The sequence below is a fragment of the Streptomyces odontomachicola genome (assembly GCF_039605595.1).
GTDB lineage: Bacteria > Actinomycetota > Actinomycetes > Streptomycetales > Streptomycetaceae > Streptomyces.
Genome location: NZ_JBCFOK010000003.1, coordinates 367681 through 390305, shown reverse-complemented (window position 1 = coordinate 390305; position 22625 = coordinate 367681). Strand labels below are relative to the sequence as shown.

Here is a 22625-nt window from a genome sequence, read left to right as displayed (position 1 = left end):
CGGGGGCGAAAAGAGGTGCATACTTCAGGTGGCCGCCCCGCCAGCCCGGGATTCCCGGGCAGCTTTTCCTCCCACCGGCCACACGGCAGGCCAATTCCCCTCCCACGGGGCAAGAGCGGGAACCGGTCAATCATCGCGCGGCGAAGTCCCGCCAGCCTGGCCGGTATTGAGCACCGGCGACCACCTGGTACGACGGTCATCGGAAAAGGCGAAGGTGCTCGACTCCCGCGCGCCGGGGAGAGTTTCGCGCCATCTCCCGCGCATTCCCCTGCCCGCGCGCGAATGGGGAAACCCCTCACAGAATTGCCACGGCCGCGTACCAGGCACCCTGTTCACCCCGTATATCCGTCACCGGTGCCTGGTATTCCACATTGCGCGGGCGTGCAGAGGTGCGAATATTTCCGGACTCCACCGGAATATTGCCCCGTTGTGAACGGCGGCTCACCGGCCGAGCATTGGCGCGGTTTCCACTGAATCCGCCCGCGGCGGGTTCCGCGCCTCCGGCACTCCCGGGAGGGCGCGCGCCCGCGGGCGCACCGTCCCTGCGCGGCCGCACCGCGCAGCATCCGATGTGCCGAGGAGTCCCCCGTGAACGACCGCTTGAGCCTGAGTCCCGATGTCGCACGGCAGTTGGCCACCGCCACCAAGACCCGCCCGCAGATGCGCGCCATCACGCCGCGCTACCTGCTGCGCGCGCTGCCCTGGGTGGACGTCGAGGCCGGTGTCTACCGCGTCAACCGCCGCCGCACGTTCGAGCTGGGCGACGACCGCATCAGCACCTACGCGGACAACGACACGTATCGCGTGGTCACCGAGGACCTGCGCGAGATCCCCTATCTGCGGGAGGCCGACTCCGCGCTGCTCACCGAGCTCGCGGGCTCCTTCACCCAGGTGACCTTCGAGGCCGGTGAGACCCTGGCGACCGAGGGCGAGTCGGCGGGCCGGCTGTGCGTCATCGTCGAGGGCCGCGCCGAGAAGCGCGTGACCGGGCGGTACGGCGAGGACGCGATGCTCGAGGTGGTCGGCGACGGCCAGTTCTTCGACCTCGGCGCCTGGACCAGCAACGGCCAGATGCCCTACTCCGTCACCGCGCTGACCCGCGGCGTGATGCTCTGCGCCGAGCACAGCACGCTGGCCGGCCTGCGCGACCGCGACCAGGACCTGGCGACGGCCATGGACGCGTACCTCTCCGAGGACCGCGAGCACGGCGCCGAGATGGAGGTGGACCTGTCCGCCTGCCACGTCGGCGAGCCGGACCTGCCGGGCACGTACGTGGAGTACGAGGGCCAGCCCCGCGAGTACCACATGACCCTCGCGCAGACCGTGCTCCGCGTGCACAGCCGCGTATCGGACCTCTACAACGAGCCGATGGACCAGACGAAGCAGCAGGCCGACCTGACCGTGCACGCACTGCGTGAGCGGCAGGAGGCCATGATGCTCAACCACCGGGAGTTCGGGCTGTTCAACAACGTCGCGTCGGGTCAGCGCGTACAGCCCCGCACGGGCGCGCCGACCCCAGACGACCTGGACGAGCTGCTGTCCCGCGTGTGGAAGCAGCCCGGCTACTTCGTGGCGCACCCGCGCGCCATCGCCGCGTTCGGCCGTGAATGTACGCGCCGGGGCGTGCCCCCGGTGATGGACACCAGGTTCGGCAGCCCGCTGCTGACCTGGCGCGGCGTGCCGCTGCTGCCCTCGGACAAGGTGCGCTTCACCGGCCCGGCGGGCGCGGGAACCACCGAGATCCTGCTGATGCGCATCGGCGAGGCCGAGCAGGGCGTGGTCGGCCTGCGCCCGGCCAGCGTGCCGGACGAGGTCGAGCCCGGCCTGGCCATGCGGAACATGGGCATGGACCAGAAGGGCATCACCTCGCACCTGCTGACCGCGTACTTCAACACCGCGGTGCTGGTCGAGGACGCCCTGGCCGTGCTCCAGAACGTCGAGGTGTCCAACTACCATGACTACTCCTGAACGCAGCGGCCTGACCGGCCTCTCGGGCCTCTCCGGACTCACGGGCGACCCCGCGAAGACCGGCGCCGGCGCGAAGCGCGAGCCGACGCAGGAGGCGGCGCAGGAAGAGGCGGTGCAGTCGGCTCCGGCGGGTACCCCGGGTACGGGGATGCCCGGCGCGGGAATGTCAGGCGTCACCGGCGTACCGGGGCTCAACGGCGTACCGGGTGTCACCGGTGTACCGGGGGCCACGAGCGTTCCCGGCGCGGGCAGCGTTCCAGGGGCCGGCAGTGTCCCGGGGACGGGTGACGTTCCTGGCACCGGCAGCATGCCGGGCGTCAACGGCGTTCCTGGCATGGGTGGCAGCGGCGTACCGGGGCTCAACGGCACTGGCGGCGCGATGCCTTCGGGCTCCGCCGAGAGCGCCGCGGGCGGCGCGACCTCGGCCGCCTCCCCGCTCACCGCGGGCGGCGCGGCGCCGACCTCCGAACGGGCCGTCGTGGACCAGGGCCTGGGCATGACCCAGCCCGCCGGCCTCGGCTCCCCGGCGGGCATGGGCGTCCCCGCGGGGACGGGTGCGGCGACCGGCCTGGCGACCTCGGCCGGCCCCTCGACGGCCACCGGAGCAGGTGCCCCGCCGGGCATGAGCAGCGCGACGGGGCTCACCACGCCTGCCGGCCCCGACACCCCCGGCGGGCTCGGCGCCCCGGTCGGCCTCGGTGTCCCCGGCGCGCAGCAAGCCGACCCCGGAGCGAACCAACAGGGCATGCCCGGCGGCGACTTCCTCCAGGGCATGATGGCGGGGCTCATGCCCCAGGGCGCGGCCCAGCCCTCCGGCGGCTTCACTCCGGAGATGGCGCGCCGCGACTTCCCCATCCTGGCCCGGCCGGTGAACGGGCATCCCCTGGTCTGGCTCGACAACGGCGCCACCACCCAGAAGCCGCGCCAGGTCATCGAGGCGCTGACCGCCTACTACGGTGCGGCCAACTCCAACATCCACCGCGGCGCGCACACCCTGGCGCGGGAGGCCACCGAGGCGTACGAGCAGGGCAGGTCGGCCGTCGCCGGCTTCCTCGGCGCGCCCTCGTCCGACGGCGTGGTCTTCGTCCGCGGCACCACCGAGGCCGTCAACCTGGTGGCGCAGACCTGGGGCAGGGACAACATCGGGGTCGGCGACGACATCCTGGTGCCCGTCCTGGAGCACCACTCCAACATCGTCCCCTGGCAGCACCTCGCCAAGGAACGGCGGGCCCGCGTGGTGCCGGTGCCGCTGACCCCGGACGGGCGGATCGACCAGGACGCCTTCGCCGATCTGCTCTCCTTCCGCACCCAGTTGGTGGTCATCAGCCACGCGTCGAACGTGCTGGGAACGGTGCCCCCGGTCCGCGAGATGACGGCCCTCGCCCACAGGTACGGGGCGAAGGTGCTGGTGGACGGCGCGCAGGCGGTCGCCCACTTCCCGGTGGACGTCCAGCAGTTGGACGCCGACTTCTACGTCTTCTCCGGCCACAAGCTCTTCGGCCCCACCGGCATCGGCGCGCTGTGGGCCAAGCCGGAGATCCTGGAGGGCATGCGGCCGTGGCAGGGCGGCGGCAACATGATCGACTCGGTGTCCTTCGACCGCACCACCTATGCGCCGGTGCCGCACCGCTTCGAGGCGGGCACCGGCAACATCGGCGGCGTCGTCGGCATGCTGTCCGCGCTGAACTGGCTCACCTCCTTCGACCGTGAGGCCATCGCCGGGTACGAGGCGGCGCTGGCGCAGTACGCACAGCAGGCCCTCGCCACGGTGCCGGGCCTGGAGGTGATCGGCCCCGCGGCCGACCGGATCGCGGTGCTGACCTTCACCCTCGCCGGGACGGAGCCGGGGCAGATCGCCGACTGGCTGGACCGCGACGGCATCGCCATCCGCGCGGGCCACCACTGCGCCCAGCCGGCCCTGGCCCACTACGGGTTGGAGAGCGCGGCGCGCGCCTCGCTCGCGCTCTACAACACCGCGGAGGAGGTGGACCAGCTCACCGCCTCCCTGCGGAACCTCCAGGCCGCGACGTCATAGCGCGGACGTGGCCCCCGTGGGCGGTGCGCTCCGCGCGCACCGCCCACACGCACGCGCTGCCGGCACCCGCCCGGCCTCAGGCCGTGTCCAGCCCGCAGTCCATGAGCCAGCCCATGAGCCTCCCGGCGTCCGCGTTCAGCGTGGTGAAGTGTGCCTCCAGCGGTTTCTCCTCGTTCGTCACCTCGTCGAGCTCGTAGATCCTGGTGGTGATGTCGTTGCCTTCGTGGGCTTCGAGTTCCTCGATGAGGGCCTTGGTCCCCGGCAGCTCCAGCGGCGCCTCGTACTCGTACCGCACCCGCCTGTCGGCGCGCGCCTGCGCTATGCGCACGGGCACGGATATGGAGAGATCGGGGTTCATCTTGGCCAACTGCCTGTCGAACTCCCGCTGATCGTCGTTGGGGGCGGCGGGATAGCTGGGATAGACGGGATTCCGCCTGCGGAACTGCTCGTTGCCGCGCAGGCTGCCGAACGAGTCCTCCGCGTCGCCCAGTTCGGCCCGGCTCCTCTCCCACACCTGGGGCCAGAGCTCGAATCCCCTGGCCGAGAGCACCTGCTCCGGGTCGATGACCTTGATCCACTCCTCGGTCCCCCGGTCCGCGAGGGAACCGCCGATGGCGCCCGCCAGGAACAGCGGGGTGAACGCATACCCGTCGCTCCTGAGGATGTTCACCGGGTCGGCACCGGCGTGGACGATCTCCAGCGGGTGGTTGGCCGGAGCCGTCGCCGCCACCGCGACCAGCCCCTCCACCCGCCCCGGGGCATGGGCCGCGGCGAACAGCGCGGCCTGCCCGCCCTGCGAATGCCCCACGAGCGCGAACCGTTCTGACAGCTCGTCGGGGAACAGACGGCGCGCGGCCGACACGATGTCCAGCGCCGCACGCGCCTCGGACTCGCCGAGCATGTAGGGGTGGAGCTTGTCCGCCGTGCCGGTCCCCAGGGCCTCGTAGTCGGTCATGGCCACGGCCCAGCCCTCGTCCAGGAAACGGGCGAGCAGCGTCCTGGGATAGGCGTTCATGGGCGAGGCGCCCGTGCCCCCGTCGTCGCGGGAGGGCGCGACCCTGTTCGCCACGCCCACCGTGCCGTGGCACCAACTGACCAGCGGATAGCCGCCGTCCGGCACCGGGCGCTCGGCGCGGTTGGGCAGGACGATGATGCCGGAGGTCGCGACCGGGTCCGGATCCCTGCCGGCGCTCTCGGAGCGGTAGAGCACCAGCCAGATCTCCAGGCCCTCCGGGACCTGGGGCACCGCGTAGGCCCTGTCCAACCTGCGCAGGTGTATGGGGTCGCCGGGGACGCGGCCGGGCAGCGGGTCGGGCGGCGTGTAGAACGCGTGCCCTACCGGCGTGTTCTTGAGCAGGTCGTCGATCAGCGTGGCGTCGCTCATGGGCTTCCCCCCTCGGTCGGAGCCCTCGCACCATGTCCCGTCAACATAGCGCGGGGGTCTGACAACGGGCCGTCCCGAGACCGCCGCATGTGGCCTCACCTGCACACTTGCGGCTCACCTCCGCCGCTCGCCGCCTCCGCTCACCTCCTCACCACGCCAGCACCCCCTTCACCGTCGTCACCGCCGAGCCGGTCAGCGCCAGCCACAGCACCGCGCGCCGCGCCGCGGCCGCCGGAACGTGCCGCGCCAGCAGATGCCCACCGCCGATCCCGGCCGCCAACGCCGCGAAAGCCAGGGCCAGTTCGGGTCCGGGCAGGTCGGGCAGCCCCTTGGCGGTCACGGAGGCGGAGCCGACCAGCAGCAGGCACAGCTGCGTCGTGGGGACGAAGCGGCGGTGTTCCCAGCCGGTGCCCAGCGCGTACAGCGCGAGCGGCGATCCGCCCGCGCCGGCCGCCGCGTTCATGAAGCCCGACGCGCAGCCGGCTCCCACCGCCGTCCAGCGTCCGTCCGCCAGCCGCACCCTGCCGCCGAAGGCGACGGAGCACAGCGCCAGCACGGTGACCCCTCCGACGACCGTCATGAGCAGCGGTTCGGGCAGCGTACGGGCGGTGAACGCGCCCAGCGGCACCATCAGCAGCGCGGGCACGGCCAGCGAGAAAGCGCGCCGCAGGTCCACCTCGCGCCAGGTCGCGGCGAAGGTGCTCGCGGCCACCGCGAGGCTGAGCAGGTTCGCCAGCAGCACCCCGTCGTACGGCCCCACGACCAGCGCCATCAGCGGCGCGCTGACCAGCGCGAAGCCCAGCCCCGTCACGCGCTGGCTCCCCGCGCCCGCGAGGATGCCGAGCACCAGCAGCACAGGTCCGGCAACCGAAGAGGTCATGCGGGCTCCGTTCACGCGGGTTCGTGGGCGGGTCATATGCGTTCACAGAGCACTCAACTCGACGCCCGCGCGGGAGGGAACCCGTACGGGAGGGAAGAGCCGGCGGGAAACCCCTGTTGAGCGCGGTACGAGCACCACCGCAGGCCCGCCTGAGGGCAACACCGCACCGACGGCACAGCAGAACAACGCAGAACGACGGAGGCACCGACCGTGCGCCAGTACATGGAGATCGACGGCGAACCCGCAGGCCCAGAGGGACTCGGCACCGCGCTCTCGGGCTACGGCCACTTCACCTACATGCAGGTGCGCTCCCGCCGCGTACGCGGGCTCGACATGCATCTGGAGCGGCTCGACGGCGCCACCCGCGAACTGTTCGGACAGCCGCTGGAGGCCGCGCGCGTGCTGCCGCTGGTCCGGCACGCGCTGGAGGCCGCGGGCCGCGAGGACGCCTCGGTCCGCGTCCAGGTCTTCGCCGCCGACACCGCCGCGCTGCTGTCCGGCGCCCCGGCCGACACCCGCGTACTGGTGATGGTCCGACCCCCGGCCGACCCCGCGGAAACCCCGCTCCACCTGCGTACCGTCACCTTCGAACGCTTCCTGCCGCACCTCAAGCACCTCGACACCATGGGCCTCCTGCACGCGGGACGCACCGCGCGCCGGGACGGCTTCGACGACGCGCTGCTGACCGACCGCACGGGCCACGTCAGCGAGGCCTCCCTCGCCAATGTGGTGCTGTACGAGGGAGGCGCCGACGGCGGTACGGCGGCGGACGGCGACGGCGTCTTCGTGTGGCCCGACGCACCCGCGCTGCCGGGCATCATGCGCGGGCTGCTGCGCCGCGGCATGACCCGGCTCGGCCTCCCGTACGAGGACCGCCCCGTGCACCGCGACGCGCTGCCCCGCTTCCGCTCGGCGTTCCTCGTCAACTCCATCAGCCCTGCACAGCCGGTGACCTCGGTGGACGGCACCGGATTCGGTGCACCCGCCCCCGACGAGGCGGCGCGCCGACTGCTGTTGAAGGCGTACGAGGCCAACCCCTGGGAGGCGCTGGAGGGCTGAATCGGCCGTTGTCAGAGGCGCCGGTTAGCCTGAGATCAGTACGAGCAAGCGGGGGAAGAAACGGGGTGAGCCGGCGTGGCCAAGAGGGTGCGTGCCGCAATCGGTGACAGGTGGGTGACCTGCCAGGTGTGCGGCGCTGAGGAGTTCCGCGAGCGCGGGGTCAAACTCAACAGCACCGGCATGGAGTTCATGAGCCTGGCCTGGGCCGACGAGAGCGCGACCGGGCTCATATGCCTGACGTGCGGCTATGTGCACCTCTTCGCCGGCGGGGCGCTCACGGTGCAAAAAGTGAAGTGAGTCGGGGGGTGAGGGCCCCGGCTCAGGATCGCTCATGCGTCGGGCGTTCCGGGCGCTTCGGGTGGCCTCTCCGGCCCGCCCGCACCGCCTGGGGGATCCGTACCACCCGAGCCGCCTGCGCCACCCGAACCATCGGCCCCGGGAACACCCGGCACACCCGGCACACCCGGTCCGCCGGGCCCCTCAGGACCCGCCGACCCGCCCTCTTCCGGGCCGCCCGCCATGTGCCGTACCACCCGCAGGCAGATGTCCGGGAGCTCGGGCGCCGCGCGCAGCCAGTCGTCCGTGGTCAGGCCCGCGGCGGCGCCGGACGACCAGACGAGGGCCAACAGCCGTGCGGCGAGCCGCAGTTGCGGGTCCGACAGGTCGCCCGCGGTCCTGCGGCGTACGGCCACGGTGGCCTGCTCGGCGACGGAGGGCTCCAGCAGCCAGCGGATCTCCGCGCCCGACTCGGTGAGGAAGCCGGCGTATCCGGCGAGGAAGACCCTCGTGGCGTCGCTGTCCCTCTCCACGTCGGACCTGGCGCGCTCGGTGAGGCGTGCCACCAGCTCCAGGTGCCCGCCCAGCCGGCCCCGCGGCGTGCCCGGCCGCGCCGCGCCGCTCTCACTGTCCATGCCTGATCACCCAGTTCCCCCGTCGCTCCCCCGTACCGTTCCTGCCGCCGTCTCCGTCCCGTCTGTCACAGCGGCCGGCCTCCGCTCCTCAGGTTCCGGGCCCCGCGCCCCGACCGCCCCCGGCCGCGCCGGCGTCCGCCTCCAGCGCAGCAGCGAGGCTGTCGTACACGGGCAGCATTCCGTCCATGCCCACCAGTCGGAGCACCTTGCGCGGCAGGCAGCGGCCCGCCACCAGTCCGACCGGCACCCCGTACGCTTCCAGTTGTTCCCGGAAGTCCTCAAGGACCGCGACTCCTGCGCAGGTCAGCCAGGGTGCGGCCGACCAGTCCACGACCACGCCGCTGACCCTGTGTGGGCCCGCGGCGCCGAGTCGTTCGCGGCACAGGCTCCGCAGCTCCTGCCGCACCGCCTCGGCGTTGGCGATGTCCAGTTCGCCGGGCATGGTGACGATCAGACGGCCGCCCCGCTCAGCGACCCGAAGACCCATGACGCCCGCCCTTCTCCTCGGCCGGGGCGCCCGGCGCCCCGGAGCGCCGCGCCCCGCCGTCGCGCCGCGGCACGTCGCGCCCCGGCGAACCGGCCGCCGTCGGCCGTACATCGGCGCATCCCGCCCTTCACCGCCGCCGGTACGCGGGCCGGTCGCCCGGTACCCGGTACCCGGCGCCCCGGGATGCGGCCACCCGTCCAGAATCCCCGCCCCTCCCCTCCATGTCACCCTCCGCGACCGCCCTCCCCGAAGCGGGCGTTCCGCGGCGGGCGCCGGCAGTCAACTCCCGTGGTTCCGGGCGGCGTACGCGGCAGGATGCGTGTGCGGCCGCGCTCCCTTCGCGCTCCGTCTCCCGTGGCGCCGGACGGCGTTCGCTGCGCAGTCGCGCGCCGCCACGACGCAACGCGGACCCGGCCGCGCTCCAACTCCCGCTCCCCCAGGGAGATCGCCCCGGCAGCCGTCCCCGACGCTCACCTACGACACCCGCAGCGAATCCCCGACACAAACCCCGAAACGCCCGCTGACGAACCGTCTAGCAAACTAGGCTTCGCTACCCGGGGGCCGCCGACGGTGGGCGGCCCCCTCCTCCGGTGCCGCGCCCCGGTTCCCGCCGGCCGCGCCGCCGACCATCGCCGCCATGGAGGCGAGCACACCGGGCACGACGCGGTAATAGACCCAGCTCCCGCGGCGCTGGGACTCCACGAGCCCCGCGTCCCGCAGCTTCTTCAAGTGGTGCGAAACGGTCGGCTGCGACACCCCGAGGTCCCGTACGTCGCCGAGGTCGCAGACGCACGCCTCACCGCCCTCGTGCGAGGCGACCCGCGAGAACAGCCGCACCCGCACGGGGTCGGCCAGCGCCTTGAACATCCGCGCCATGGCCTCCGCGTCCTCGGCCGACAGCCCCGGCGCGGTGATGGCCCCGCCCCGCACCACACCTGCTCCCCCGTCACCCCGCCCGAACCACCGCTCCCTGGGTATCGCCATCCCGCGATATTCACATCCACCACTCCAGCAGCCAAGACATCAGCGAGGCCGCGGGGATCTCCGTACCGCTGATTCCGCCGGTGTCGCCAGTGCCACCGCAGGGGCATTCCGCGTACGGCCGTTCCGCGAGGTCCGGCGTAGGGTGCACGTCCCATGGCCGACTTCGCGACGCGCAGGTTCCCCGTCTCGATCAAGGGAGTGGTGACCGCGCCGGACGCGCGCGTCCTCCTGCTGAGGAACGACCGCGGCGAGTGGGAGCTCCCCGGCGGGCGGCCGGAACGCGGCGAGTCGCCGGAGCAGTGCGTCCGGCGCGAGATCCGCGAGGAGACCGGCTGGGAGGTCGCCGCCGTCCGGATCCTGGATGCGTGGATGTACGAGCCGCTGCCCGACGCGTTCGTGTTCGTCACCACGTACGGGTGCCGGCTCGTTTCCGGTGGTGCGCGGCCTGTCGTGAGCGACGAACACACCATGTTCGGCCTGTTCGCCGAGACAGAGGTCCCGGAGTTGAACATGCCGGACGGCTACAAGCGCTCCGTGCTGTCGTGGTTCGCAGGGCCCGCGGCGGCGCCTGACACTCGCGGCGGCGCAGCGTAGGGCCCGTTGTCAGTGGTGGTCTCTATCGTGACGGCATGGAAGAGACACGTACTGACGACGGCGGGTCCGCGGGGCGCGCCGTGGACTGGAATGCCGAGCTGCTCGACCAGTTGGAGTTCCACTGGGAGCACCAGCTGCGCCCGCGCCTCGACGGCCTCACCGACGAGGAGTACTTCTGGGAGCCGGTGGAGAACTGCTGGAGCCTTCGCCCGGCAGCGGAGAGCAGAACGCCCATGGCGGTCGGCGCGGGCACCCATCTGCTCGACTACGCCTATCCGCAGCCCGCCCCGGTGCCGGTGACCACCATCGCCTGGCGCATGGCCCACATCGAGATCGCCGTCTTCCGCAAACGCCTGGCGGGCCACTTCGGCGGTCCGCCCATCGACTACGACACCGCCGTCTACGCCACCACGGCAGCCCAGGCCCTGGAGCAGCTCGACGAGGCGTACGAGGCATGGCGCGCCGGCGTGCGCAGCCTCGGCGAAAAGGGCCTCGCGGAGCCCGCCGGCCCGGCCGAAGGCCCCTTCGCCCACCGGACGATGGCCACCCTGGTCCTGCACATCCACCGCGAGACGATCCACCACGGCGCGGAGATCTCCCTGCTCCGCGACCTGTACGAGAACCGCGGCTGAGAGGGGCCGCGACCAGACGCACCACCGGCCCGAATTGCGGGCGGCCCGGGCCCGGTTGGTCGTCGTGCCCGGAGATTCCCGGGGAGCCTCGCATGCGGTCCGCGCCCGCCGCAGTGGTTCACGGAAACGCAAGGTTGTACGGAATTCTGCCGATTGCCCTGGTGCGCGCGGTGCCCCTTTCATAAGGGAGCCCCGCGAGGGCGGGGTGAAGAGGGGATTTCCACCTGGGGGGAAAGATGGGGATGTCCATCCGCATGGCCGCTGTGACCACGGTGGCCTCCGCGTGCGCAGCCGCGCTCATGCTGCCCGGCACCGCAGCGCAGGCGGCCCACGCGCAGACGGCCGGCGCACAGACCGCCACCGCACAAACGGCCAAGCCCGCACCGCGCACCGTGCGCGTCAGCACCACCTCCGACGGTACGCAGGCCGACGGCGCCTCCAGCGGCGGGGCGATCAGCGCGGACGCCCGCTACGTCGCCTTCTGGTCCAAGGCTCCGAATCTCGGCGGGGACTTCTTCCACGCACTGCTGCTCAAGGACCTCACCACCGGGGAGGTGCGTCAGGTACCCAACGCCAAGTCGTACGGCGGCGGTTCCGCGGTCATCAGCAACGACGGCCGCTATGTGGGCTACAGCTCGGGCGCCCGGTACGAGAACGCCTGGGTCTACGACCGCGAAACGGGCCAGAGTACGCAGGTCAACCGCAGCCAGATCAGCGGCGTGGGATCGTTCAGCGCCGATGCACGGCTGGCGACGGTTTCCGTCGGAAACCGCACCCCTTCCCAACCGCACACGCTGTTCGTCCACGATATGCGTACCGGCGCCGACGAGCAGGTCGATCCCACGCAGACACCGAGCGGGTTCCGGTCCATAGGGGGCGGGGTGCTCAGCGGCGACGGAAATCTGGTCGCCTTCGCCACCGGCCCGTACGAAATGCGCGACGTCTTCGTCAAGAACCGGCACACCGGCCGCGTCGAACAGGTCGACGTACCTCTGGACGGCGTGCCCGACGAGGGCCGCACCTATGTGACCGACATGAGCGACGACGGCCGCTACGTGCTGTTCGAGTCCACCTCGGCCAACCTCGTTCCCGACCACACCGAGCCAGGCGGCAATTACAGCTATCTCCGCGACCGGCGCACCGAAAAGACCCGGCGCGTCGGCGCGGAAGGCGCGCCGGCCGAGGCGCTCAGCGGAAACGGGCGCAAGGTGCTGCTGCGCGAGAACGGCCGTTTCACCCTGCTGGACATCCACACCGGCAAGCGCACGGACGTGGCGCCCGGCACCTACGCCACCCGCGGTTCGGTCACCCCGCGCGGCGATGCGGTGGCCTTCACCTCCGCCGCCTCCGACCTGGTCCCCGACGACAGCAACAACGCCGAGGACGTCTTCGTACGCCACCTCCGCTGAGGAATTCGTACGCCGCCCCGGCTGAGGAGAACGCCGTCGCCCGGCCGAACCCCACCAGCCGGCGCCCGGCACCCGACGTCCGAGCACCCCACCCCCGACGATGCGATCATGGCCGTACCCGCAGGTCGCAGGCCCGAGGCCACCGCCCCGGGCCGCAGGATCCGTACGAGTCGAGGATGGGCAATGGACGTGCCGCCGCAACCCCCAGCACCCGCAGCACCCCCGCCATCGGTGCTGACGACGATGAGGGCGCAGCGGTGGTTCACCGGGGACCCGGTGCGCGAGGAGGAGCTGCGCCAGGTGCTGGAGGCCGGGCGCTGGACCGGTTCGGCGCGCAACCGGCAGCCGTGGCGCTTCGTCGTGGTGCGCAGCGGCGCGGTGCGGCGGCAGCTCGCGGGCCTCGGCGCCTACGCGGGGCACCTGGCCACGGCGCCCCTGGTAATCGCGCTTGCGGTGCACCAATCGGGCGGCGAGGACGCCCAGTTCGACGCGGGGCGGGCCGCGCAGAACATGATGCTCGCGGCCCACCTCCAAGGGCTCAGCAGTTGCCCGGCCTCGTTCTTCCCCTCGGAGAATGTCGACAAGGCGGGCGAGGTGTGCGGGGTGGAGAGCCCGTGGAGCGTGCGGACGGCGCTGTCTCTCGGGCACGCCGCCCCGACGCCTCGCGGCAAGTCCGCGATCCCCACGGGCCGCCTCCCCCTGAGCGAGCTCGTCATCGAGATCCCCGAGGCGGAGGAGCCGAGCCACGCGTGAGGTGGGGCCGTGACCACCACGGCCCCACCCCTCATTCCCCCGCAGGCACCGGAATCTCCGCCAGCACCGGCAGCAGCTCCCTCTCCTCGTACTCCAGGTGCGCCGTCAATTCCGCGCTCAACGCGTCAAGTTGTGCCAGGAATTCGACATCCTTCGCCGCCTCGATTGCCGAGAGCAGGTCGAGCAGCCGCGCTTGGAGGCGGGCGATCGTACGGTGTTCCGTACGCAGTCGTTCCAGCGCGCCGGCCAAGTGCGGGTGCGCCGTCGCGAGCGCGGGGAGCAGATGCGCGTCCTCGCTGCCGTGGTGGAACTCCAGCGACTGACAGAACGCCAGGCAGTGCTGCCGCAGTTGCAACCCGAGCCCGGGCGGCGAAGCAGATGCCCCGGCGCCTTCGCTTGCGGCGCGCGCCGCGAAGTACGCCTCCGCCTCCTCGCGTACATGACGCAGCTGACCACGCAGCCACGCGTGCACCTCCAGCAGCTTCCCGGCGAGCCCGCTGAACTGGCGGGACTCACCGGCCGCCGGTTCAGAGCGTTCCAGCACCACGACGGGCAGAGTGCGGGTGGTCCGCTGCTGGTAGTCGGCGTACCCGGGTGCCTCGCGCACCACCCGCGCGAACAGCCGCTCGCGGCGAGCGCCTTGAGCTGGCACCGCCACCGCACCGTAGGTCTCGGTGCCGGTCTCGACCCGCACCATGGGGTGGACGAGCAGATTGCGGTACCAGTCGGGATGCCGGGGCGCCCCGCCCGCCGAGGCGACGACCAGCAGTGCGTCACCGTCCCGCACCCGCCCCAGCGGAACGGTGTGCTCGGCCCCCGAAACGGCGCCGGCGGTGGTGAGAAGGATCAGCCGACTGCCCTCGAACGGGCCGCCGACCCTCCCCTGACGTGCGCGGAACTCCTCGATGATCGCTTGATTGAAGGATGCGGTCATGCAGTACGAGACCTCCTGGTCTTCGGGAACATGGCTGGCTTGCCTGGATGTGGCTGGACGAATACGGGAGGGATCCCGGCGAAGGGGACACAGAGCCGCGCGCACGCCGACGTACACCGCACACAGCCGTGCCATCGGCGGAATCGGAACAAGCCGCGCGGCTCAAAGACTCAAACGCTCACAAGCCGCTCGCGGCGAAGAAGGGCGCGCGGGCGCGCTCGGCTCAGGCGCCGGGTGCCGGGTTGATCGGCATGGCATCGCCCCCTGGTGAAAGGTGTCGCCCACTCACCGGCCTGCCCACTGCTCTCCGGCCGGTGCCACACGGCACGCGGGTCAGCCAAGACGACCGCCACCCGCATGTCAATACCCGGTCACGCGACGGCTCGGCCTGCATCATGTGGGCATGGACGGCCAGAGCGAGCTGTTGACCGAGAACGAGATGAACGAGCTGCTCCACGACGACGAGCGCGACGCCGGGTGGGGCGACGAGGACGACCCGGGATACGAGTGGACCTGCTGACCACGCTGCCGGGCACGCGGCGGAAGGCCCGGCGCATACGCACACGCACACGCAAATCCTGACGCCCGGCCCCGCCCCGATACGCCCCGCACACGAAGAAGCCCGTGGGGATCACCGCGATCCCCACGGGCGGATGCCGCCGAGCGCCGAGCCGTGCGCCGGCGCCGCTACGAGTTCAACGGCGGGTGCTCCAGCTGCACTTCGGGCACCGAGACGCTGACGCGCTGGCGCACCTCGGGCAGCTTCGCGTCGCCGAGCGCGCGGGGCAGATCCCCCGCGACACCCCCGACCGTGTCCCCGGCCATGTCGCGTACGCCGCTCAGCGTGGGCTGCTCGGCGGGCGCCGCATAGGCGGGAGCGGCCATTCCCGCGGTCAGGAGGGAGAGGGCCGCGGTCCCCAGTGCTGTGATCGTCTTCATGCCGGGACCAACGGTCAGGTGCCCGGGAGGATGCGAGGACCCGCCGAGTTCGCCACCGGATCGCCGCGAGTTCGCCCGTTCGGCAGACACCGGCAGTCGTACGTGGCAGTCGTACGTGGCAGCCGTACGCCATAGGCGCACACCACAGCCGTACGCGACGAAGGCGGCGGGTGGCCGTCCGCACCACCCACCGCCAACGACCGGACACCCGGCCCACATTCGCAAAAGCTACGCGTGCCGCCGCCCGTACGCCCGCTGCCGCCCGAAGGTCAGCGGTCGTTGCCCTTCGGCGTCTGGAGGGCGAAGGACTTGAAGCGCTCCCCGCCCGGCGCCTGCAGGTTGACCGGCACGGTCTTGCCCTTGCCGCAGGCGCGGCCGCTGCTGTTGAGCGTGCGGCCGCTGGCGAGCTTGCCCCGTACGGATGCGCACTTGCCGTCCACCTTGGGGTCGGTCACCGTGCCCGTGACCCGCTTGCCCTTGTTGCACACCCGCAGCACCGCGTTCACGGCCGGGTTCTTGAACTGCACCTTCGGGCCGCAGGCGCTCTTCGCCGCGGGCTGCGCGGCGGGCGCCTGCTGCGGCGCGGCCTGCAGGGCCGTGGCGGTGCCGGTGCTGCCGAGCAGGGAGACGACGGCCACCGTGGTGGCGGCGAAGGCAGTGCCAATCCGCATGCTGTTTCCTTCCGTTCACATTCGGAGTTTCGGAACAGAATCATCGGGAAGGCCGTACCGAATGCCATGAAACACGTGCGGTGTTCCGGCCAGACCACTCGTACGGACGACTCCGGGCCCCGGAGTGGACGGGCCCTCCCGCACTTCCCCGACCAGACCGCAATCAGGCTTCGGCCGCGTCCCGTCCACCGGTCGAATTTCCTGAGGAATGGCCGAAGTCAGCGTCGCACGGCGTGGGAAGAACGGCGACGACGCGACGCGGTGGGAACGTTCCCGGGAAATCGACTGTCCCGTTGAGAGCGGTTGGAGCGCTGCATGGCGTCTGTGGACACACCCTCGGCTGCGCCGGCGTACGAGGACGAGCCATCGGAGAGGAGGGTGCGGCGACCGGGTGCGGCCGTCGTGGACTGGGTCACCACCACCGACCACAAGAAGATCGGCACCCTCTATCTGACGACCTCGTTCGCCTTCTTCGTGCTCGGCGGCATCATGGCGCTGTTCATGCGCGCCGAACTCGCCCGCCCGGGGATGCAGATCCTCTCCAACGAGCAGTTCAACCAGGCGTTCACGATGCATGGCACGGTCATGCTCCTGATGTTCGCCACTCCGCTCTTCATCGGCTTCGCCAACTGGATCATGCCGCTGCAGATCGGCTCGCCCGATGTGGCCTTTCCTCGGCTGAACATGCTGTCCTACTGGCTGTTCCTCTTCGGTTCGCTGATCGTGATGAGCGGCTTCCTCTCCCCCAACGGGGCCGCGGACTTCGGGTGGTTCGCCTATTCGCCGCTCACCGACGCGACGCACTCGCCGAATGTGGGCGGCGATCTGTGGGTGATGGGACTCGCGCTCCAGGGATTCGGCACCATTCTCGGCAACGTCAACTTCATCACCACCATCATCTGCATGCGCGCGCCCGGGATGACCATGTTCCGCATGCCGATCTTCACCTGGAACGTGCTGCTCACCGGCGTCCTCGTACTGCTCGCCTTCCCCGTGCTGGCCGCCTCGCTGTTCGCGCTGGAGGCGGACCGGAAGTTCGGGGCGCACGTCTTCGACGCGGCGAACGGCGGGGCGCTGCTGTGGCAGCACCTCTTCTGGTTCTTCGGGCATCCCGAGGTCTACATCATCGCGCTGCCCTTCTTCGGGATCGTCTCCGAAGTGATTCCCGTCTTTTCACGCAAGCCCATCTTCGGATACATCGGCCTGGTGGCGGCCACCATCGCCATCGCCGGTCTGTCGGTGACGGTCTGGGCCCACCACATGTTCGTGACCGGCGGGGTGCTGCTGCCCTTCTTCTCGTTCATGACCTTCCTGATCGCGGTGCCGACGGGGGTGAAGTTCTTCAACTGGATCGGCACCATGTGGAAGGGCTCGCTGTCGATGGAGACGCCGATGCTGTGGACGGTCGGCTTTCTGGTGACCTTCCTCTTCGGAGGACTTACGGGCATCATCCTGGCCTCGCCGCCGATGGACTTCCACGTGTCCGACTCGTACTTCGTCGTGGCGCACTTCCACTACGTGGTATTCGGCACCGTCGTCTTCGCGATGTTCTCCGGATTCCACTTCTGGTGGCCGAAGTTCACAGGGAAGATGCTCGACGAGCGGCTGGGCAAAATGACCTTCTGGACGCTCTTCACCGGATTCCACGGCACGTTCCTGGTGCAGCACTGGCTCGGCGCCGAGGGAATGCCGCGGCGGTACGCCGACTATCTGGCGGCCGACGGCTTCACGGCGCTGAACACCGTGTCCTCGGTGAGCTCCTTCCTGTTGGGCCTTTCGATGCTGCCGTTCTTCTACAACGTCTGGAAGACGGCGAAGTACGGGAAGAAGGTCGGGGTCGACGACCCCTGGGGCTACGGCCGCTCGCTGGAGTGGGCGACCTCGTGCCCGCCCCCGCGGCACAACTTCGTGACCCTGCCCCGTATCCGTTCCGAATCCCCGGCGTTCGACCTCAACCACCCGAGCATCGCCGCGCTCGGGGCGGAGAACCACCACGCACAGCCGGCGGCCGTGGCCCCCGGCGACACGCACGGGTGACCGGTCCTCACGTACCGACAAACCGCGCATGACCAGGGAGTTGCGCATGGACGAGACACGCATGGACGCCGCACGCGCACGCAACGCACGGCCAACACAGAACGCACGCCCCACGCGAGACACACCACAGGACGCGCAAGCCGCACAGCCCGCACCGACCCCGCACGAAAACAGCGAGCAGCACACCGCCCACGGCATCGCCCAGTTGGAGGGCTATCTGCTGTGGAACGCGGAGGTCGCCGAAGCGCACCGCCAGGCGCGGGACTTCGCCGACCGGCTGCCGTGGCTGACCAGCACGCAGCGCGAGGAGGTCGAGCGGGTCTACGCCGACGACCGGATCACGGTGTCGCGCGGCGTCCTCACCCGCATCGCCGGGCGCGCCGGTGAGCTGCGGTCCGAATACTCGGCCGCGTACCGGCAGTTGAGGCTCCGCTGCGCGCTGAGCCTGGGCCTCACCGGCACCGCGCTGCTCAGTTTCGCCCTCACCCTGGTGGTGCTGGCCCGGCGCGGATAGCGGCGCCGGGACCGGATCCGGCCCGTACGGAACCGGACACCGGCCCCGCCGGGCAACTCGCTTCGATCTTGTTCCGTCAACCCCCTTTTCTGCGGCCGTACGGTGCGAAAAGCTGGGCGCAAAGGGGCGCTCGCCGCCCCGTCCGGTACCGCAGAACGGAGGGCACGAGGTGGCCAGCAACGGCCGGGCCGGAAACGGCCTCGCGGAGACCGACGAGAACCTGGGCCTCAACAGGCCCCACACGGCGCGGATGTACGACTACTTCCTCGGCGGCATGACCAATTACCGGGTCGACAGGGAGACCGCGGCCGAAGCCCTCCAGGCGTACCCCAACGCCACCGTGGCCGCACGGCAGAACCGCGCCTTCATGCACCGCGCGGTGCGGTACCTCAGTCAGGAGCGTGGGATAGGCCAGTTCCTCGACATCGGTACGGGGGTTCCGACCAGGCCGAATCTGCACCAGGTGGCGCAGGCGGTGCGGCCGGACGCCCGGGTCGTCTACACCGACAACGACCCGATCGTGCTGACGTATGCGCGGGCCCTGCTCACCAGCACCGAGGAAGGGGTCACCGACTACATCGAGGCGGATGTGCGGGACCCGGAGCAGATCCTCGAACACGCCCGGAAATACCTGGACTTCGAGCAGCCCGTTGCCCTGTCCGTGATCGCCCTCTTCCACTTCCTGGACGACTCGGACGACCCCATCGGGCTCACGAAGCGGCTGGTGGACGCGCTGCCCCCGGGTTCGGCGCTGGCACTCAGCCACGCGACAGGCGATCTGGACCCCGGCATGCACAAGCTCGCGGCGGCGTACAACGCGCGCGGCGTCGTCACGCGCATGCGCACAAGGGAAGAGGTGCGGGGCTTCTTCGACGGGCTGGAGCTCCTGGAGCCGGGCCTCGTACCCACCTGCGACTGGCGCCCCGAGCTGGCCGACGAGGAGACGGCGCAGCTCCCCGGCATGATCGACCCCTCCGAGGTCGGCGTGTGGGCGGGCGTCGGCATCAAGCACTGACCATCAGCACAGAGAAGCCCTGATCTTCGGCACGTCGACGCCAAGCCACGCCCGCGCCAAGCCACACCCGCGCCAAGCCCCGTGCACAATTCCAGTGCCCCGTGCACGCGTCTTGTGCCCCGCACGCGGCGTGCCGACGATGAGGGAATGCTGGGCGTACCCGTACCCCGTACCGTTGCGGTAGCCGGGGGTGGCCGATGAGCGCGGAGGCGCGGTCGCCGTACTCCTTCACCCCCGAAGACCCGCACATCCCGCTCCAGTTGAGACTGCTGGAGCAGCTCCTCGACCCGCTCACCGAGCAGCGCCTGGCGCGGCTCGACGTCCCGGACGGGGCGCGGTGCTGGGTCGCGGGGGCGGGCGGCGGTTCCGTCGCGCGGGCGCTCGCGCGCCGCGTCGGCCCCGGCGGCGGCACGGTCCTCGCCACCGATCTGGACACCGCGCATCTGTCCTGGCTTCTCCCCGAGGGACCGCGGCTCGCGGTGCGGCGGCACGACGTGGTGGAGGAGCCGGCGCCGCCGGGCGGCTTCGACCTGATCCACGCGCGGCTGCTGCTCCTCCATCTGCCCAGGCGGCGGCAGGTGTTGCAGGCGATGGCCGGGGCGCTGCGCCCCGGCGGGCTGCTGCTGGTCGAGGAGTGGGACTGCACGCGCCCGCCCCGCGCGCTGGCGGCGCCCGCGCCCGCCGACGCGCGGCTTTTCGCGCGCGTCGCCGACGGCATCCTCGCCGCGCTCAAGGCGAACGGCGCGGGCCTGGACTGGGCTGCGCAGGTGCCGGCGGCCATGCGCGACTGCGGGCTGAGCGGCATCCGTACGGTCGAGCACACCGAGACCTGGCGGGGCGGGGGCGCGGGGTGCCGGCTGCACCGCACCAACGCGCGCCAACTCGCACCCCGGCTGCGCGAGTCCGGCATCCCGGACGCCGATCTGGACCGCTACGCGGCGCTGACGGCCGAGCCCGCGCTGGTCACCCGGTCCTATCCGTTCCTGTCCACCTCCGCCGTGCGGGCGGCGGCGTAACCGGGCCTCCACGGCGACCGGACTCCACGGCGGAATGCCCGATTATCCCGCCTCGCCCGAGCCTCCCGGCTGTCCGGGATAACCGGCATGGCAGTAATACCCCTGCTGCCCCTGATACCCGTATTGGCCTTCTCCGTGCAGGTCACAGCGTTCCGCGGCCGTTGGGTACGTCACCTTGACTTGGTGCACAGCGGCTGAAATCCGCCCTGTCCTCCCCCTGTCGAACTTGCCCGACCCGCCCTTCGAACAGCAGAGTCCCCTACGGCTACCCTGTGCTGCCGCCCCGGCAACGGGGTCGTTCCCGTACCGAGGAGAGGATCGTCGTGAGCAACACCAGTACCGAACACCCGCCCATCTACAGCCAGCTCGTGGACGAGCACGGCGACGTGCCCGCGGAGACCGCCGCGACCGCCGCCACCGTGCTGCACGAGGCACAGCAGGCGATGGCGAGCTTCGGTCGGCGCGACGGCACCTCGGCGGCCGGCCCCGAGTCCGCCGGCTCCGAGTCCGGCGCCTCCGCCGGCGACGAGGACCTGCTGCCTTCGTGAGCGGCCGCCGCACCCGGAGGGCCGGGTGCGGCGCGCAATCGCCTCGCGTGGGCGTGCAGCCGCCTCGCGCACGAGGGCGCGCGTACGAGGCGTACGAGACGTGCCCCAGGCGTACGGGGCGCCGCCGCGCATCAGCCCCCTAGCCCAGCCGCTCCGCCGCGGCGTACAGCGCGCGGATCAGCCGGTCGTTCTCCGGCGCCGGGCCGCCGGGGAAGGCGAAGCGGCGGCGGGAGTATCCGTAGGCGATCCCGTTGCGCGGGTCGGCGAAGGCCTGCTGGCCGCCCGCTCCGCTGTGTCCGAAGGCGCCCTGGCCCAGTACCGGGTACACCTCGGCCGTGGCCGTGAAGCCGAGGCCGAAGCCCTTGTGCTGGCGGGCCACCAGGTCGTAGCCGAGCGAGTGGATCTGCGCGAAGGCCGCCGCGGTGTCCGGCTTCAGGAGCGGCGCCGCACCCTCCACCTCACTGGTCGCGACCGCATACATGCGAGCCATTCCGCGCGCCGAGGCCATGCCGCCGGCCGAAGCAGGACCCTTCGCTCGGATCAGGCGGAAGTTGGGCAGCTGCCACAGTTCCGGGTTCTCCGGGTGATTCCGGTTGAAGGCGATGCCGCTCAGGGAGCGCGGGCCCGTCGCCGCCTGCGCCATGGCCGCCAGCCGCTCCGGCGTCTCCACCATCGGCTGGGTGCTCAGAACCCGGTACTCCTGGTCCTCGGACAGGCCGAGATGGAAGTCCACCTGGCAGGCGTCCCGTACGCGCTCGGCGAAGTGCGCGTGCAGGGTACGGCCGGTGGCGCGGCGCACCACCTCGCCGGTCAGCGCCGCGATGCTCAGCGCGTGGTAGCCGAAGGCGGTGCCGGGCCGCCAGAAGGGGCGCTGCCCCGCGAGGCGTTCGGCGATGATCTGGTCGTCGGCCAGTTCCTCCAGCGTGAAGCCCTCGTCGGCGCCGACCACGCCGACCCGGTGCGCGAGCAGCTCGCGCAGGGTCACCTCGCCCTTGCCCTCGGCGGCGAACTCCGGCCAGTAGTGGCTGACCCGCTCATCCGGATCCAGGACGCCGTCCTGTACCAGCAGCGCGACCACCAGGTGCGCCGCTCCCTTGGTCGCGGAGAACACGCCGATCAGCGCGTCGGGGGTCATCTCGGGCCCCGTCCACAGGTCCACGACCCGCTCGCCGTGCCGGTACGCCGTCAACTGCGCGGCGTAGTCGCCCCCTTCGGCCGCCGCGACTGCGGCCAGCTCCTCCCTTACCGGCTCGAACCCCTCGGCCACGGTCCCCTGCACCGCGCTCTCCACCATCGTCGCCGCTCCCCTCTGCACGTTCGCCCTGGCACCTGATCACTCAGGACACTTGGCGGCGACCCTAACCATGCGGAGATCACCGCCCGCCCTGAGGTCGTACGCGGTGCCCTCCGTCACCGCGTACGCCATCGCGCCACGCCCCGTGCGGTTCACCTCGAAGAACCGGCTGTTCCAGCAGGCGCTGACGCGGTCTCTGGAGACCATGACGTCCCGGCAGCTCGCGGTGCTCGAGGACTCCGGGCGCACCCCCGCCGACCGCCTGCGCGACCTGCTGACCCTCGTGGTCGGCTCGGAGGAGGCGCACCGCGTCGAGGGCCGCCCTCCGGGGTGCCTCGCAGGGAACGCCACCGCGGAATTCGCCGAGAAGGACTCGGCCGTCGCCGCCCCCCTCGACCGCGACCGCGAGGCCAGGTTCGGGGCGCTGGAGGCGGTGCTCGCCGCCGGGCAGCGCGAGGGCACCATCGCCTCGGCCCCGGACACCACGGGAACTGGCTTCTCTCCCCGGCGCGCACAGCCATGTCCACGTCCGGCAGTACGGTCCCGCTGCTGTTGATCGCC

Annotated in this window: 23 protein-coding genes; 14 read left to right on the top strand and 9 right to left on the bottom strand. The window is 71.5% G+C overall.

Going from position 1 to position 22625, the window contains the following annotated elements; genetic code table 11:
- Window positions 1-588 precede the first annotated feature (588 nt).
- On the top strand, window positions 589-1968 hold the full coding sequence (locus ABEE00_RS06935) for a family 2B encapsulin nanocompartment shell protein (protein ID WP_345744366.1): 1380 nt from the start codon (window positions 589-591) through the stop codon (window positions 1966-1968).
- Window positions 1955-4003, top strand: coding sequence for a SufS family cysteine desulfurase (locus tag ABEE00_RS06930; RefSeq protein ID WP_345744365.1), 2049 nt, complete (start codon window positions 1955-1957; stop codon window positions 4001-4003). The genes ABEE00_RS06935 and ABEE00_RS06930 overlap by 14 nt, the downstream gene beginning before the upstream one ends.
- Window positions 4004-4079: 76 nt before the next feature.
- On the opposite strand, the gene ABEE00_RS06925 is transcribed toward ABEE00_RS06930, so the two are convergent.
- A complete protein-coding gene (locus ABEE00_RS06925) occupies window positions 4080-5387 on the bottom strand; it encodes an alpha/beta hydrolase family protein (RefSeq protein WP_345744364.1) in 1308 nt (435 codons plus the stop codon).
- A gap of 148 nt (window positions 5388-5535) precedes the next feature.
- Window positions 5536-6267, bottom strand: a complete 732-nt coding sequence (locus ABEE00_RS06920; protein WP_345744363.1) for a sulfite exporter TauE/SafE family protein — start codon at window positions 6265-6267, stop codon at window positions 5536-5538.
- Between the two features lie 210 nt (window positions 6268-6477).
- Between ABEE00_RS06920 and ABEE00_RS06915 the strand changes: the two genes are divergently transcribed.
- Together ABEE00_RS06915 and ABEE00_RS06910 are read left to right on the top strand one after the other, a co-directional pair.
- A complete protein-coding gene (locus ABEE00_RS06915; protein ID WP_345744362.1) occupies window positions 6478-7326 on the top strand; it encodes an aminotransferase class IV in 849 nt (282 codons plus the stop codon).
- A gap of 75 nt (window positions 7327-7401) precedes the next feature.
- Window positions 7402-7623: a hypothetical protein gene (locus ABEE00_RS06910; RefSeq protein ID WP_345744361.1), complete on the top strand. Its 222-nt coding sequence runs from the start codon at window positions 7402-7404 to the stop codon at window positions 7621-7623.
- Window positions 7624-7655: 32 nt separating this feature from the next.
- Here ABEE00_RS06910 and ABEE00_RS06905 read toward each other — a convergent pair whose 3' ends face one another.
- From ABEE00_RS06905 to ABEE00_RS06895, 3 genes are all read right to left on the bottom strand, one after another.
- On the bottom strand, window positions 7656-8237 hold the full coding sequence (locus ABEE00_RS06905) for a hypothetical protein (protein ID WP_345744360.1): 582 nt from the start codon (window positions 8235-8237) through the stop codon (window positions 7656-7658).
- A gap of 88 nt (window positions 8238-8325) precedes the next feature.
- Window positions 8326-8724: an STAS domain-containing protein gene (locus tag ABEE00_RS06900; RefSeq protein WP_345744359.1), complete on the bottom strand. Its 399-nt coding sequence runs from the start codon at window positions 8722-8724 to the stop codon at window positions 8326-8328.
- Window positions 8725-9264: 540 nt separating this feature from the next.
- Window positions 9265-9708, bottom strand: coding sequence for an ArsR/SmtB family transcription factor (locus ABEE00_RS06895; protein ID WP_345744358.1), 444 nt, complete (start codon window positions 9706-9708; stop codon window positions 9265-9267).
- 153 nt (window positions 9709-9861) lie between these two features.
- Between ABEE00_RS06895 and ABEE00_RS06890 the strand changes: the two genes are divergently transcribed.
- The 4 genes from ABEE00_RS06890 to ABEE00_RS06875 all read left to right on the top strand — a co-directional run bounded on the left by ABEE00_RS06890 (window position 9862) and on the right by ABEE00_RS06875 (window position 13096).
- On the top strand, window positions 9862-10302 hold the full coding sequence (locus ABEE00_RS06890) for an NUDIX hydrolase (protein WP_345744357.1): 441 nt from the start codon (window positions 9862-9864) through the stop codon (window positions 10300-10302).
- 35 nt (window positions 10303-10337) lie between these two features.
- Entirely contained in the window at window positions 10338-10934 is a 597-nt protein-coding gene (locus ABEE00_RS06885) for a DinB family protein (RefSeq protein WP_345744356.1), read from the top strand.
- Window positions 10935-11188: 254 nt separating this feature from the next.
- Complete coding sequence (locus tag ABEE00_RS06880; protein ID WP_345744355.1) at window positions 11189-12343, top strand: TolB family protein; 1155 nt, start codon at window positions 11189-11191, stop codon at window positions 12341-12343.
- Between the two features lie 183 nt (window positions 12344-12526).
- Entirely contained in the window at window positions 12527-13096 is a 570-nt protein-coding gene (locus tag ABEE00_RS06875; protein WP_345744354.1) for a nitroreductase family protein, read from the top strand.
- A 31-nt stretch (window positions 13097-13127) separates the two neighbouring features.
- Here ABEE00_RS06875 and ABEE00_RS06870 read toward each other — a convergent pair whose 3' ends face one another.
- From ABEE00_RS06870 to ABEE00_RS06860, 3 genes are all read right to left on the bottom strand, one after another.
- Window positions 13128-14030 carry a nitroreductase/quinone reductase family protein gene (locus ABEE00_RS06870; RefSeq protein WP_345744353.1) on the bottom strand — a complete coding sequence of 301 codons (903 nt, stop codon included), beginning with the start codon at window positions 14028-14030 and terminating at the stop codon, window positions 13128-13130.
- Window positions 14031-14717: 687 nt separating this feature from the next.
- Window positions 14718-14969 carry a hypothetical protein gene (locus ABEE00_RS06865; protein WP_345744352.1) on the bottom strand — a complete coding sequence of 84 codons (252 nt, stop codon included), beginning with the start codon at window positions 14967-14969 and terminating at the stop codon, window positions 14718-14720.
- A gap of 269 nt (window positions 14970-15238) precedes the next feature.
- On the bottom strand, window positions 15239-15640 hold the full coding sequence (locus tag ABEE00_RS06860) for a hypothetical protein (RefSeq protein WP_345744351.1): 402 nt from the start codon (window positions 15638-15640) through the stop codon (window positions 15239-15241).
- Window positions 15641-15955: 315 nt separating this feature from the next.
- Between ABEE00_RS06860 and ctaD the strand changes: the two genes are divergently transcribed.
- The 5 genes from ctaD to ABEE00_RS06835 all read left to right on the top strand — a co-directional run bounded on the left by ctaD (window position 15956) and on the right by ABEE00_RS06835 (window position 20770).
- Window positions 15956-17677 carry an aa3-type cytochrome oxidase subunit I gene (ctaD, locus tag ABEE00_RS06855; RefSeq protein WP_345744350.1) on the top strand — a complete coding sequence of 574 codons (1722 nt, stop codon included), beginning with the start codon at window positions 15956-15958 and terminating at the stop codon, window positions 17675-17677.
- Window positions 17678-17873: 196 nt separating this feature from the next.
- On the top strand, window positions 17874-18191 hold the full coding sequence (locus tag ABEE00_RS06850) for a hypothetical protein (protein ID WP_345744533.1): 318 nt from the start codon (window positions 17874-17876) through the stop codon (window positions 18189-18191).
- A 169-nt stretch (window positions 18192-18360) separates the two neighbouring features.
- Window positions 18361-19206 (top strand): SAM-dependent methyltransferase, encoded by an 846-nt coding sequence (locus ABEE00_RS06845; RefSeq protein WP_345744349.1) that lies wholly within the window; start codon window positions 18361-18363, stop codon window positions 19204-19206.
- A 197-nt stretch (window positions 19207-19403) separates the two neighbouring features.
- Entirely contained in the window at window positions 19404-20222 is an 819-nt protein-coding gene (locus ABEE00_RS06840; protein ID WP_345744348.1) for a class I SAM-dependent methyltransferase, read from the top strand.
- A 323-nt stretch (window positions 20223-20545) separates the two neighbouring features.
- On the top strand, window positions 20546-20770 hold the full coding sequence (locus ABEE00_RS06835; protein WP_345744347.1) for a hypothetical protein: 225 nt from the start codon (window positions 20546-20548) through the stop codon (window positions 20768-20770).
- Window positions 20771-20909: 139 nt separating this feature from the next.
- Here ABEE00_RS06835 and ABEE00_RS06830 read toward each other — a convergent pair whose 3' ends face one another.
- A complete protein-coding gene (locus tag ABEE00_RS06830; RefSeq protein WP_345744346.1) occupies window positions 20910-22064 on the bottom strand; it encodes a serine hydrolase domain-containing protein in 1155 nt (384 codons plus the stop codon).
- A 70-nt stretch (window positions 22065-22134) separates the two neighbouring features.
- On the opposite strand from ABEE00_RS06830, the gene ABEE00_RS06825 reads away from it, so the two are divergent.
- Complete coding sequence (locus tag ABEE00_RS06825) at window positions 22135-22620, top strand: hypothetical protein (protein WP_345744345.1); 486 nt, start codon at window positions 22135-22137, stop codon at window positions 22618-22620.
- The last annotated feature ends 5 nt before the right edge of the window (window positions 22621-22625 follow it).